Below are 13,246 nucleotides of genomic sequence, written 5' to 3'. Positions count from 1 at the left end.
CGGCGCGCGTGACGCGCGCGGTCACGTCGCCAGCACCAGCCCCAGTTCGCGCACCGCGCTTCGTGCGGTCTCGCGCAACGCATCGACGAGCGGCGAGGGCGTCCGGTACGCGATCGCCAGCTCGTACGCGAGCGGGCTGCCCGCATCCTTCAGTTCGCAGAACGTAATGCCTTGCGGCTGCATCGGCACGAACAGGCGCGGCATCAGCGCGACGCCGATGCCGCCCGCGACGAGCCCGGCCGTCGTCTGCATCTGGCGCGGCTGCTGGACGATGCGCGGCGCGAAGCCGGCCTGCGCGCATGCGGTCACGATCAGCGCGTGCATGCCGGGCCCGTGGTGCGCGGCAAACATGACCCACGGTTCGTCCGCCAGTTCGGCAAGCGCGATGCGCCGGCGGCGTGCGAGCCGGTGACCGTCGGGCAGCGCGGCGACCATCCGGTCGCGCAGCAGCGGCTCGACGCGCACGTCGCCCGCATCGGCCACCGGCAGCACGACGAGGCCGACGTCCGTGCGGTCCTGGCGCAGCGCGAGTACCTGCTCGGCGGTTGTGCCTTCCTCGAGCTGGAAATCGACGTCCGGATGGCGTTCCTGGAACGCGCGGAGGATCAGCGGCAGCAGCGCGTTGACCGTGCTGTCGACGAAACGCAACCGTAGCGTGCCGCCGAGGCCGGCGCCCGCGCGGCGGGCCACGGCCACCGCGCGCTCGGCCTGTTCGAGCGCGCGCCGTGCTTCGAGCAGGAACGCGTCGCCGGCCGGCGTGAGCGCCGTGCCGCGGTTGTCGCGCTCGAACAGCACGACGCCCAGCTCGTCCTCGAGCTTGCGGATCGCCGCGCTGAGCGGCGGCTGCGCCATGTGCAGCCGCTCGGCCGCGCGCCGGAAGCTGAGCGTCTCGGCGATCGCGATGAATTGCCTGAACTGGCGTAGATCGATCATGCGATACCTTTCGCGTATCAGTGGATCATCGAATTCGTATTTTACCTATCACACTGTGCTGCCCAGAATGGCCTTGTCATCAACGGTCGACATTCGGGAGGGCAGGTCATGACAGGGATCGAACAGCAGCGAACGGCAATCGTCACGGGCGGGTCGAGCGGGATCGGCTTTGCGATCGCGCGCCGGCTGGTGGAAGACGGGTATCGCGTCGCGATCGTCGGGCGCGACGCGGCACGGCTGGAAGCGGCCGTCGCGCGGCTTGGCGGCGCGGCGATCGGGCAGACCGCCGACCTGAGCGTGAGACGGGAGGCGGGGGCGGCGGTGGCCGCGATCATCGAGCAGTGGTCTTGCATCGATGTGCTGGTCAACAACGCAGGGCTGACCGGCCGCGTCGGCGCGGATACCGAGGCGGGCGAGGCCGAGCGCGTGTGGGACGCCGTGCTCGACGCGAACCTGAAAAGCCTGTTCGTGACGACCATGGCTGTGCTGCCGCACCTGGCCGAGCGCGCCGCGAGGATCGTCAACATCGGTTCGATCGCGGCGCGCGCCGGCAGCCTGCTGCCGGGTGGCCTGGCGTATGCGGCGGCGAAGGCCGGCGTCGAAGGGTTCACCGTCGCGCTCGCGCGCGAACTCGGGCCGCGCGGCGCAACGGTCAATACGGTTGCGCCCGGCTATATCGCCGACACGCGCTTCTTCGGCGAAAGGGGCGTCGTGCCGGCCATTGCCGCGACGATCCGCGAGCAGACGCCGGCCGGCCGCGCCGGGCATCCGGACGATATCGCGGATGCGGTCGCGTGGCTCGCCGGGCCGCGTGCATCGTTCGTCACCGGTGCGACGATCGCGGTGAACGGCGGCTGGCGGGTCGGGTGACGCAATCTACCCAGGTGGCCGGATGCGGTGGCATCGCGCGCCACGCCCGGCCCGCCGGTCATTCGATATCCACGGGAGGCTTGTCGCCGAGCCAGCGCCGCGCGCCGGGCCCGTTGCGGCCCGCGCGGTCCTCCGGGTTCGTCAGCTTGCAGCGCTTCAGCGACAGGCAGCCGCAGCCGATGCATTCGTCGAGGTTGATGTACAGGCGCTGCAACTCCTCGATCCGGCTCGCGACGCGCTGCTTCCAGCCGCGTGACAGCCGCTGCCAGTCCTTGTTGCTCGGCGCTGTGTCCTCGGGAAGGCTGACGAGCTGCTCGGCGATCTCGTCGAGCGAATAGCCGATCTTCTGCGCGAATACGATGAACGCGATCAGCCGCAGCACCGCGCGCGAATAGTGGCGATGGCTCGAGCCGTTGCGGTGCGACTTGATGAGCCCGCGCGTCTCGTAGAACCGTAGTGTCGATGCCGGCACGCCGCTGCGTGCGGCCACTTCGCGGATCGACATCAGCGGCCATTTCGGTGTTTCCTGGATACCCATGTCGCCCCTCCGGGAAAACTTGACTTGAAGTTAACTTCAACTTTTATGCTACGCGGCAGTTTAACCCGTCGCGAGGCATCATGCTCTCCTTTTCCCTACGCAGGACGTCGCCTTTGGGCGCGGCCTGTGCACTGCTGCTGGCGTTGTCGGGCTGTCACGACGGCAAAGGCGCATCGTCGGCCCAATCCCTTCCGGAAGTCGGCGTCGCCACGATCGCGCCGCGCACGATCCGCCTCGCGGACGAATTCAACGGACGCGTCGAAGCGGTCGACGCGGTCGAACTGCGGCCGCGCGTGAGCGGCTACCTGCAGCGCGTCGCCTACAAGGAAGGCGACCTGGTCGCGCAGGGCGCGCTGCTGTTCGAGATCGACCCGCGCCCTTACCGGATCGCGCTCGATCGCGCGAACGCGCAGCTGCAACGGGCCCGTGCGGCCGCGAGCCTCGCGAACGTGCAGCTCAAGCGCGTGCAGACGCTGATCGATGCGCATGCGACGTCGCAGGAAGAACTCGACAACGCGCGCGCCACGGCCGAGCAGGCGCGTGCGGACCTGCAGGCGGCCGACGCGGCCGTCGCCGACGCGAAGCTCAATCTCGGCTTCACCGAAGTGCGCGCGCCGATTGCGGGGCGCGTCGGCCGCGCGGTCGCCACCGTCGGCAACCTCGCGCGCGCGGACGACACACTGCTGACGACGGTCGTGTCGCAGAACCCCGTCTACGTGTATTTCGACTGCGACGAACAGAGCTACCTGCGCTACAACGCGCGGCGCGCCGATCCGAAACATCGCGCGATCGGCGCCGATCCGGTGCGCGTGGGCCTCGCGAACGAGACGGGTTTCCCGCACGCGGGCACCGTCGACTTCCTCGACAACCGGCTCGATCCGCAGACCGGCACGATCCGCGCGCGCGTGCGGCTGCCGAATGCGGACCATACGTTTACGCCGGGCCTGTATGCGCGCGTGCAACTCGTCAGCGGCCGCGACCAGGATGCGCTGCTCGTCGACGACAAGGCCGTGCTCACCGACCAGGATCGCAAGTACGTGTATGTGATCGGGCCCGGCGACAAGGCGCTGCGCCGCGACGTGACGATCGGCCGCGGGGTGGAGGGCGAGCGGATCATCGAGAAGGGGATCCAGGCGGGCGACCGCGTGGTCGTCGACGGCATGCAGCGGATCTACTATCCGGGCGCGCAGGTGAAGCCGAAGACGCTGCCCGCACGCGCCGACGCCGGTGCCGGCAATGGCGCGGGCGACGGGCCGGGCAACGGCACGCAGGCCGTCGCCGATGCCGGCGCGCCGGCCGCGCAGTGACGGGAGACAGCCAATGGATTTCTCCCGATTCTTCATCGACCGGCCGATCTTCGCGGTCGTGCTGTCGATCGTCATCTTCGCGATCGGCCTGATCTCGATCCCGATGCTGCCCGCCGGCGAATACCCGGAAGTCGTGCCGCCGAGCGTCGTCGTGCGCGCGACGTATCCGGGCGCGAACCCGAAGGAAATCGCCGAATCGGTCGCCGAACCGCTGGAAGAGGCGATCAACGGCGTCGAAGGCATCATGTACATGAAGTCGGTTGCCGGGTCGGACGGCAGCCTGCAGGTGGTCGTCACGTTCCTGCAGGGCGTCGATCCCGACACGGCCGCCGTGCGCGTGCAGAACCGCGTGAGCCAGGCGCTGTCGCGCCTGCCCGACGAGGTGCGCCAGTACGGCGTGACCACGCAGAAGCAGTCGCCCACGCCGCTGATGTACGTGAGCCTCTATTCGCCGGACAACAGCCGCGATTCGCTGTACCTGCGCAACTACCTGACGCTGCACGTGAAGGACGAGCTGTCGCGGCTCACGGGCGTCGGCGACGTCGGCCTGTCAGGCTCCGGTGACTATGCGATGCGGCTGTGGCTCGACCCGAACCGGCTCGCGTCGCGCGGGCTGACCGCGAGCGACGTGATTGCCGCCGTGCGCGAGCAGAACGTGCAGGTGTCGGCCGGCCAGCTCGGCGCGGAGCCGTCGCCGAAGAAGAACGACTTCCTGCTGTCGATCAACGTGCGCGGCCGGTTGCGCACGGCGCAGGAGTTCGGCGACATCGTGCTGCGCACCGGCGACGACGGGCAGGTCGTGAAGCTGTCCGACGTCGCGCGCATCGAGCTCGGCGCAGGCGACTACACGCTGCGCTCGTATTTCAACGACAAGCCATCGGCGGTGGTCGGCATCTTCCTGTCGCCGGGCGCGAACGCGCTCGAGGTCGCGAAGGCCGTGTATGCGAAATTCGACGAACTGTCGAAGCGCTTCCCGCCCGGCGTCGCGTACCGGCCCGTGTGGGATCCGACGGTGTTCGTGCGCGAATCGATCCGCGCGGTGCAGCACACGCTGATCGAGGCCGTCGTGCTGGTCGTGCTCGTCGTGATCCTGTTCCTGCAGACGTGGCGCGCGTCGATCATCCCGCTCGTCGCCGTGCCCGTGTCGGTGGTCGGCACGTTCGCGTGGCTCTATCTGCTCGGCTATTCGATCAACACGCTGACGCTGTTCGGGCTCGTGCTCGCGATCGGGATCGTCGTCGACGATGCGATCGTGGTCGTCGAGAACGTCGAGCGCAACATCGCGCAGGGCCTGAGCCCGCGCGACGCCGCGCACCAGGCGATGCGCGAGGTGTCGGGGCCGATCGTCGCGATCGCGCTCGTGCTGTGCGCGGTATTCGTGCCGATGGCGTTCATGTCCGGTGTCACGGGCCAGTTCTACCGGCAGTTCGCGGTGACGATCGCGATCTCGACGGTGATCTCCGCGATCAACTCGCTGACGCTGTCGCCCGCGCTCGCCGCGAAGCTGCTGCGTCCGCACGATGCGCCGAAGGATGCGCTGACGCGCGGGCTCGATCGCGCGTTCGGCTGGCTGTTCCATCCGTTCAACCGCTTCTTCGACCGCAGTTCCGATCGCTATCACGGCTTCGTCGGCCGCACGCTGAAGCGGCGCGGCGTGGTGTTCGCGGTCTATGCGGCGCTGCTCGCGGCCACCGCGCTGCTGCTCAACGCGGTGCCGGGCGGCTTCATCCCCGTGCAGGACAAGCTGTACCTGTTCGCGGGCGCGAAGCTGCCGGAAGGCGCGTCGCTCGCGCGCACCAGCGAGGTGACCGAGCAGATGACGAAGATCGCGCTCGGCACCGACGGTGTCGAAATGATGCCGGCCTTTGCCGGGCTGAATGCGCTGCAGGGCGTGAATACGCCGAACATCACGAACTCGTACGTGATCCTGAAGCCGTTCGACCAGCGCCACCGCAGCGCCGCGCAGATCAATGCGGACCTGAACGCGCGCTTCGCGGCCATCGGCGGCGGCATCACCTATGCGCTGATGCCGCCGCCGATCCAGGGCCTCGGCAACGGCTCGGGCTACTCGCTGTACCTGGAGGACCGCGGCGGGCTCGGCTACGGGGCCTTGCAGAACGCGCTCACCGCGTTCCAGGGCGCGGTCGCGAAGACGCCGGGGATGAGCTACCCCGTCAGTTCGTACCAGGCGAACATCCCGCAGCTCGAGGTGAAGGTCGACCGGTTGAAGGCGAAGGCGCAGGGTGTCGCGCTGACCGACCTGTTCAGCACGCTGCAGGTCTATCTCGGCTCGATGTACGTGAACGACTTCAACCTGTTCGGCCGCGTGTACCGCGTGATGGCGCAGGCGGATGCCGGCCACCGGCAGACGGCCGCCGACATCGCGAACCTGCGCACGCGCAACGCGAAGGGCGAGATGGTGCCGATCGGCTCGATGGTGACGGTGGCGCCCGCATACGGGCCCGACCCGGTCGTTCGCTACAACGGCTATCCGGCCGCGAACCTGATCGGCGATGCCGATCCGAAGGTGATGTCGTCGTCGCAGGCGATCGAGAAACTGCAGCAGATCGCGAAGGACGTGCTGCCGCCGGGCATCACGCTCGAATGGACCGATCTCAGCTACCAGCAGGTCACGCAGAGCAACGCGGCGATCGTCGTGTTCCCGCTCGCGGTGATGCTCGTGTTCCTGGTGCTCGCGTCGCTGTACGAGAGCTGGACGCTGCCGCTCGCGGTGATCCTGATCGTGCCCGTGTGCATCTGCGCCGCGCTGTTCGGCGTGTGGCTGTCGGGCGGCGACAACAACGTGTTCGTGCAGGTCGGTCTCGTCGTGCTGATGGGGCTGGCGTGCAAGAACGCGATCCTGATCGTCGAGTTCGCTCGCGAGCTCGAAATCCAGGGCAAGGGCGTGATCGAAGCCGCGCTCGAAGCGTGCAAGCTGCGGCTGCGCCCGATCGTGATGACGTCGGTCGCGTTCATCGCGGGCTCGGTGCCGCTGCTGATCGGCGGCGGCGCGGGCAGCGAAGTGCGCGCGGCCACCGGCATCACCGTGTTCGCGGGGATGCTGGGCGTCACGCTGTTCGGGCTGTTCCTGACGCCCGTGTTCTATGTGGCGATCCGCAAGCTCGCGGGCGGCACGCCGGCCGTGTGGAGCGAACACCACGGCACCCTCGAAGGAGAAAACCGATGAGCGCCGCTTTTCGTCTTTCCGCGCTCGCGATGTCGGTGACGCTCGCCGCGTGCGCGGTCGGCCCCGATTTCAAGCGACCCGACACGGCTACGGCCGCGCGGTTCGCGCGCGATGCGCGTTCGGCGCCGCCGTCCGGTACGACGCCGGAGACGCCGCCCGACGCGTCGGCCGATGCCGATGCCGCGTTCTGGCGCGGTTTCGGCGATCCGGTGCTGACGCAGTTGATCGACACGGCGCTCGCGGCGAACCAGGATCTGCAGGTCGCCGTGTCGCGCTACGACGCATCGAATGCGCTGCTGTCGCAGGCCACGTTCGATCGTTACCCGACGATCACCGCGAGCGGGCAGATCGGCCATCAGCTGATGAGCAAGGACCAGGCGTTCGGCGCGCCGCGCAGCCAGCGCGATACGCCGATGTCCAGCGTCGGCATCAATGCGGCGTGGGAGCTCGACCTGTTCGGCCGCGTGCGTCGTTCGATCGAGTCGCAGCGTGCGGAAACGGCCGCCAGCGCGGCGGACGTGCGCGCGGTGCGCGTCGCGATCGCCGGCGAGGTGGCAAGCACGTACGTCGATCTGCGCGGCTCGCAGGAGCGGCTGCGGATTGCGCGCGAGAACGCCGACAACCAGAAGCAGACGCTCGCGCTGATCAATGCGCGCGTCGGCGCGGGGCGCGGCTCCGAACTCGATGCGGCGCGGGCGCGCGCGCAGTACGAATCGACGACGTCGCGGATCGCCGTGTACGAAGCGGCGATCGGCGTCGACGAGCACCGGCTCGCGGTGCTGACGGGGCAGACGCCGGACGCGCTGATCGGCCGCTTCGATCTCCCGAAGGCAGCCGTGTCGGCGGGCACACCGGTGCCGCTGCCGGCGCTGACCGCGGACATCGATCCCGGCACGCCGGGCGACCTGCTGCGGCGGCGGCCCGACGTCGCGGCCGCCGAGGCGCGGCTGCACGCGGCGACCGCACGCGTCGGCGTCGCGACGGCCGACCTGTTCCCTCGCTTCACGTTGTCGGGGCTGCTCGGCAGCGCGACGAGCAGCTACGGGTTCTTCCGCGCGGGCAGCGACACGAACCTGATCGCGCTCGGCATCGACTGGTCGTTCCTCGACGTCGGCCGCGTGCGTGCACGGATCGCCGCGAGCGATGCGGAAGCGGCCGGGCAGCTCGCGCAGTACCGGCAGACCGTGCTCGGGGCGCTGGAGGAAACGGAGAACACGCTGCTGCGCGTCGCCCGCACGCGTGACGAGACGGGCCATCTCGTGCAGGCCGCGACCGACAGCGCGCGTGCCGCGCAACTGGCGCAGGCGCGGTTTTCGGCGGGCGCGATCGACTACTACGAAGTGCTCGACGCGCAACGCACGCTGCTGCAGGCGCAGGATGCGGCGGCCGACGGGCAGATGCGCAGCGCGGCGTCGACAGTGGCGCTGTACAAGGCACTGGCGGGCGGCTGGCCGTCGGGAACGGGGCAGGGCCCGCAGCAAGGCCCGCTCGCGCAGGCGGGGCAGTAACGCGGGCGGGACGGTGGCGCGGCAGGCCGGGCCATCCCGCCTGCCGCGCACCGCGTGAATACACGCTGGCCGGATCGACCTTGTCGATGTCGATGCCGTAACGCCGGATGGCTTCGCCTACCTTGGTGCGCGGTATCACGCCGTCGTCGGCGAGCGCCTTCAGCGCCGCGATCACGATGAAGTGCCGATCGACCTCGAAGAACGTGCGCAGCGCGTCGCGCGTGTCCGAGCGGCCGAAGCCGTCGGTGCCGAGCGACACGAAGCGCCGGCCGTCGACGAACGCGCGGATCTGGTCGCCGACGATCTTCTACAGCACCGCGGCCGACTGGTAAGTCGCGATATGCCCGCCGACGTTCGAAAGCCGTCCGGCGCGCAGCACCATCACCATCGCGTTCCAGCGGATCATCGCATTCAGGCGCCGCGCGAGCGCAAGATCGCCCGGATAGGCCGGCTGCCGTTCGCGCGGCACCGTGTTCATGTACGCGGTCGTCACGCGGCCGTGCAGGTCGCCGTGGCGGGCCGCGTCGAGGTCGGACAGCTGGTCGAGCAGGTAGTGCGCGCGCGGGCGGCCTTCGAGCGCGATCACGGATTCGAGCGCATCGAGCCATTCGCGGGTTTCCTCCGGATCGATGTCGGGTAGCGTGAGAGGCGCGGTCATGCAATGTCTCCAGAAGCATAAGGCTGCGCGGGGCGACGGTCGTGGCGCCGCGTCGCGCGACGGAACGCCCGCCGGTCGATGGGCATATAGTTGCAATTGCAATCGTATGAAGGCAATTGTTATCGAGGTAAAATTTAATTGCAACTGCAATTCAACGAGAGGAACGACCTGACATGAGCGCACCCGAACCCGATCTGTGGTTCTCGTTCGTCCGCGCGCACCGGACGATGATTCGCGAGATCGAGCGCCGCCTCGCGGCGGCCGGCCTGCCGGCCTATGCGTGGTACGACGCGTTGTGGGGGCTCGAAAGCGGGCCCGACGGCACGCGCCGCATGCACGAGCTGGCCGACGTGCTCGCGATCGAGCGCTACAACCTCACGCGGCTCGTCGACCGGCTCGAACAGGAGGGGCTCGTCACGCGTGCCCGTTCGGCGGACGACGGCCGCGCCGCCTATGCGAGCATCACCGACAAGGGGCGGACGCTGCGCAAGAAGATGTGGAAGGTGTACCAGTCGACGGTCGCGGAACTCTTCCTCGATCAGTTCGGCGGCAAGGATCAGGCGGCGATAGCCGCCGCGCTCGATCGTGCGACCGCCGCGGCGCGCGAGGCGGGAGCCGACGCGAAGTAGCGGCGATCGGCCCGCGCGTCAGCCGCTCGCACAGCGGCGCATCGCCTGCGCGGCCCAGTCGGCCAGCAGGCGATGCGCGACCGCGGCAATCCAGCGCGCACTCGGCACGCGTGGGCCGGAGCCCGGGCCGGCCAGATCCGCGCCGAGCGCCGCGAAGCGGGCCGGTACGAACGCGCCGATCTGCGCGGCGACGTGCCTCGCATAGCCCGTCACCGCGAGCACTGGCGTGCGGCTGTCGCCGAAGCATCGGCGCACATGCGCGATCTGCGGTTCGTCGTGCGGATGCAGCAGGTTCCACCGGTCGGCTACATGACCGTCGCGGGCGAGCTGCGTGTAGCTCGGGCAGCTCCAGATCATCGAATCGATGCGCCATTCGTCGTGCAGCAGGTCGGCCGCCTCCATCACCTGCACGAGCGTGCTGCCCGCGCCGCACAGCCGGATCTGCGCAGCCGCGCCGGCTGCCGCGCGCCGGCCGGCCCGCACCATGCCGCTGAATGCATCGCGGGCCGCCGTGGCCGATAGCGGATTCGCGTCGGGTACGGGGTCGTCGTGGCTTGCGAGATAACAGAATCCCGGCTGACCGGCGACATAACGTGTGCGCAGCGCATGGCGCAGGATCGCGATCGCCTCATGGCCCGACGCCGGGTCGTATGGCGTGCACGCGGGGTTCGCGGCCAGCCAGTGCGGGACGTCGGGCGTCACGCCTTTCGGCCAGGACGACGCGATCGTTTCCGCATCGTTGACGAAGATCCCGCGATCGAAGGTTTCGACCGACGCCAGCCGCAGCCGGTCGGTCGCGCGCGCATGCAGCAGGTACAGCAGCGGCTTCTCGAACCGCTTGCGCGCATCGAGAAACCGTAGCGGCCATGCACTGATGCGGCGATGTGCGTCCGCGTCCGCAGACGGCTCCCGCGCATCGGCTCGCACGATCCAGACACGTTCCGATGTCGCCGCATCGCGTTCGAGGCAATCGGCGGCCGCGCGCATCGCGCCGAGCGGCGACACCGCACGGCCACGCGGCGCGAGCCGCTGCGTGATCAGCCTGTCGAGGCAGGCCGCCGCGGCGCGGCGGGTGTCGGGTGTCCGCACGGGCGGACCGGATCGCGCAGTCTGCATATCCCTCCTTCGAGTACTGGCATGTCGCCGGGGCTATCGGTTTCGACATAGGATTGCAATTGCAACGATTGTAGTTGCAACGATAACCGGAAGACAAGGACCGACATGATCTCGACGCATCCCCTCACGTTTTATACGGCCAACACGCCGAACGGGCACAAGATCGCCATTTACCTGGAAGAGGCCGGGCTCGCATACGACTGCGTGCACGTGAATCTTTCCGCCGGCGAGCAGCGCAGCGCGGCGTTTCTTGCGATCAACCCGAACGGCAAGATCCCGGCCATCGTCGACCACGACGCCGGGCTGACCGTGTTCGAATCCGGCGCGATCCTGAGCTATCTCGCCGCGAAGACGGGCGTTCTGCATCCCGACACGCTGGCCGAGCGCACGGCCGTCCAGCAATGGCTGCATTTCCAGATCGGCGGGATCGGGCCAATGCTCGGCCAGCTCTGGTGGTTCCTGCATGCATCGAAGACGGTCAATGCGCAAGCGCTTGAGCGCTACCGGAACGAGGCGCGGCGTCTCTATGGGGTCGTGAACGGCCGCTTGGCGGAATCGGCGTATCTCGCGTCGCCGCGCTACTCGATCGCCGACATCGCCGCGTTTCCGTGGCTGCGCGCGGCGCCCGAACTCGATCTCGATCTGGCCGACTATCCGCACGTCGAGCGCTGGCTCGCCGGCATCGAGGCGCGGCAAGCCGTTCAGCGGGGCCTGATCGCATGCCGCGCGCCGGCGGCGGAGGGCGCGCACTGACCTCGCATCGCCCGCGCCGTACGGATGGCGCGGGCGCCGGCCGCTGGCCTGCCGGGAAACATTGTTCTCCTTCGTCGTAAACGTCTCGAATGCGTGATATTTGCGCCGCGCGATCCGGTTTAGAGTGGCCGCGAATCGATGACGATGTGTCGTATCGCCGCAGCACCGGGCGGTACAGACGCACCAGAGGAGTGGGAGACAAATGAGTGAAGGCAGGATTACGCAGGTCGAGTCGTTCGGTTTCGAGCGCATTCCCGATGCATCGCGCTATGCGCGGCCGATCGATCTGTTCAGGTTGCTGTTCGGCGGCTGCAATACGTTTTCAACATCGGTGCTCGGCAGTTTTCCCGTGCTGGTCGGGCTGTCGTTCAAGGCGGGTGTCTGCGCGATCGTGATCGGCGTGCTCGCCGGCACCTGCATCCTCGCGCCGATGAGCCTGTTCGGCCCGCGCAACGGGACGAGCGACCCGGTGTCGTCCGGCGCGCATTTCGGCATCCACGGCCGGATCGTCGGCTCGTTCCTCGCGCTGCTCACGTCGATCGCGTTCTTCTCGCTCGCGGTGTGGAGCTCGGGCGACGCGCTCGTCGGCGGCGCGCACGACATGGTCGGCGTGCCGGTCAACGGCTTCACGCTCGGCGCGGCGTACATGGTGTTCGCGGTGCTCGTGCTGATCGTCTGCATCTACGGCTTCCGCTTCATGCTGTGGGTCAACAAGATCGCCGTGTGGGCCGCGAGCGTGCTGTTCGTCGCGGGCCTGTTCGCGTTCGCCGGCCTGTTCGACGTGAGCTATGCCGGCACGGTGCAGCAGGGCAGCGCGGGCTTCTGGGCCGCGTTCGTCGGCGCGGTGCTGGTGGCGCTGAGCAACCCGGTTTCGTTCGCGTCGACGCTCGGCGACTGGGCGCGCTACATCCCGCAGAGCACACCGAAGCATCGCGTGATGGGCGCCGTGTTCGCCGCGCAGATCGCGACCTTCGTACCGTTCTTCTTCGGCCTCGCGACCGCGACGATCATTGCGACGAAGGCGCCCGCGTTCATCGCGTCGAACGACTACGTCGGCGGGCTGCTCGCGATCTCGCCGCGCTGGTTCCTGCTGCCGATGTGCCTCATCGCGATCATCGGCGGGATGTCGACCGGCACGACCGCGCTGTACGGCACCGGCCTCGACGTGTCGAGCATGTTCCCGCGCCTGCTGAACCGCGTGCGTGCGACGCTGCTGATCGGCACGATCGCGATCGCGTTCATCTTCGTCGGCCGCTTCTGGTTCAACCTCGTCGAAAGCGTCGCGACGTTCTCGACACTGATCGATACGTTCAGCTGCCCGTGGATGGCGATCATGGTGATCGGCTACGTGACGCGGCGCGGCTACTATCTCGCGGACGACCTGCAGGTGTTCAACCGCGGGCTGCGCGGCGGCCACTACTGGTTCACGCATGGGTGGAACGTGCGCGCGATGGGCGCGTGGCTGCCGGCCGCGTTCGTCGGGCTGTCGTTCGTGAACCTGCCGGGGCAGTTTGTCGGGCCGCTCGGCAACCTCGCGGGCGGGCTCGATCTCAGCGTGCCGGTGTCGCTGGTGGTGGGCGGCGTGCTGTATTTCGTGCTGCTGACGTTGTATCCGGAACCGGATGGCGTGTACGGTCCGCACGGGCGACGCTTCGTGCGTGGCGGTGGGCAGGTGGCGCGCGGCAATGGCGTACCGGCGATCCAGCCGAAGGGATAAGAGCGGCGCGTGGTATGTCGCTTCGCAAAT

11 protein-coding genes and 1 pseudogene are annotated in these 13,246 nt (G+C 68.7%); 8 read left to right on the top strand and 4 right to left on the bottom strand.

The features are described 5' to 3' along the window. Positions 1–21: 21 nt before the first annotated feature. Complete coding sequence (locus CFB50_RS28415; protein WP_089448023.1) at positions 22–933, bottom strand: LysR family transcriptional regulator; 912 nt, start codon at positions 931–933, stop codon at positions 22–24. Between the two features lie 108 nt (positions 934–1,041). On the opposite strand from CFB50_RS28415, the gene CFB50_RS28410 reads away from it, so the two are divergent. After that, complete coding sequence (locus CFB50_RS28410; RefSeq protein ID WP_089448022.1) at positions 1,042–1,803, top strand: SDR family NAD(P)-dependent oxidoreductase; 762 nt, start codon at positions 1,042–1,044, stop codon at positions 1,801–1,803. A 58-nt stretch (positions 1,804–1,861) separates the two neighbouring features. Here the strand turns inward: CFB50_RS28410 and soxR are convergent, their stop codons facing one another. Next, complete coding sequence (soxR, locus tag CFB50_RS28405) at positions 1,862–2,341, bottom strand: redox-sensitive transcriptional activator SoxR (protein WP_069252028.1); 480 nt, start codon at positions 2,339–2,341, stop codon at positions 1,862–1,864. An 80-nt stretch (positions 2,342–2,421) separates the two neighbouring features. Between soxR and CFB50_RS28400 the strand changes: the two genes are divergently transcribed. The 4 genes from CFB50_RS28400 to CFB50_RS28385 all read left to right on the top strand — a co-directional run bounded on the left by CFB50_RS28400 (position 2,422) and on the right by CFB50_RS28385 (position 8,675). Next, positions 2,422–3,648 (top strand): efflux RND transporter periplasmic adaptor subunit, encoded by a 1,227-nt coding sequence (locus CFB50_RS28400; RefSeq protein WP_089448021.1) that lies wholly within the window; start codon positions 2,422–2,424, stop codon positions 3,646–3,648. Positions 3,649–3,661: 13 nt separating this feature from the next. Then, entirely contained in the window at positions 3,662–6,835 is a 3,174-nt protein-coding gene (locus CFB50_RS28395; protein ID WP_089448020.1) for an efflux RND transporter permease subunit, read from the top strand. Continuing rightward, positions 6,832–8,343: an efflux transporter outer membrane subunit gene (locus tag CFB50_RS28390; RefSeq protein ID WP_089448019.1), complete on the top strand. Its 1,512-nt coding sequence runs from the start codon at positions 6,832–6,834 to the stop codon at positions 8,341–8,343. The genes CFB50_RS28395 and CFB50_RS28390 overlap by 4 nt, the downstream gene beginning before the upstream one ends. Before the next feature lie 107 nt (positions 8,344–8,450). Beyond that, the gene (locus tag CFB50_RS28385) at positions 8,451–8,675 is read left to right on the top strand and encodes a hypothetical protein (protein WP_144020701.1); all 225 of its coding nucleotides are present in this window, start codon (positions 8,451–8,453) and stop codon (positions 8,673–8,675) included. Here the strand turns inward: CFB50_RS28385 and aceE are convergent. Further along, positions 8,654–9,001, bottom strand: a pseudogene (gene aceE / locus CFB50_RS28380) (pyruvate dehydrogenase (acetyl-transferring), homodimeric type); the annotation flags it as partial. The gene CFB50_RS28385 and the pseudogene aceE overlap by 22 nt on opposite strands. A 173-nt stretch (positions 9,002–9,174) precedes the next feature. Between aceE and CFB50_RS28375 the strand changes: the two are divergent. Continuing rightward, positions 9,175–9,630 (top strand): MarR family winged helix-turn-helix transcriptional regulator, encoded by a 456-nt coding sequence (locus tag CFB50_RS28375; protein WP_089448017.1) that lies wholly within the window; start codon positions 9,175–9,177, stop codon positions 9,628–9,630. Between the two features lie 18 nt (positions 9,631–9,648). On the opposite strand, the gene CFB50_RS28370 is transcribed toward CFB50_RS28375, so the two are convergent. Then, on the bottom strand, positions 9,649–10,746 hold the full coding sequence (locus tag CFB50_RS28370) for a transketolase-like TK C-terminal-containing protein (protein ID WP_089448016.1): 1,098 nt from the start codon (positions 10,744–10,746) through the stop codon (positions 9,649–9,651). Positions 10,747–10,851: 105 nt separating this feature from the next. Here CFB50_RS28370 and CFB50_RS28365 point away from each other — a divergent pair, with 105 nt between their 5' ends. Then, positions 10,852–11,499: a glutathione S-transferase family protein gene (locus tag CFB50_RS28365; protein ID WP_069252020.1), complete on the top strand. Its 648-nt coding sequence runs from the start codon at positions 10,852–10,854 to the stop codon at positions 11,497–11,499. Between the two features lie 202 nt (positions 11,500–11,701). Next, positions 11,702–13,216 carry a purine-cytosine permease family protein gene (locus CFB50_RS28360; RefSeq protein ID WP_089448015.1) on the top strand — a complete coding sequence of 505 codons (1,515 nt, stop codon included), beginning with the start codon at positions 11,702–11,704 and terminating at the stop codon, positions 13,214–13,216. Positions 13,217–13,246: the final 30 nt, after the last annotated feature.

Origin of the sequence: Burkholderia sp. AU33423 (genome assembly GCF_002223135.1) — a bacterium.
Lineage (GTDB): Bacteria > Pseudomonadota > Gammaproteobacteria > Burkholderiales > Burkholderiaceae > Burkholderia > Burkholderia lata_D.
Note: the sequence above shows the minus strand (reverse complement) of the source record. Positions and strands in the feature narration are given on the sequence as shown.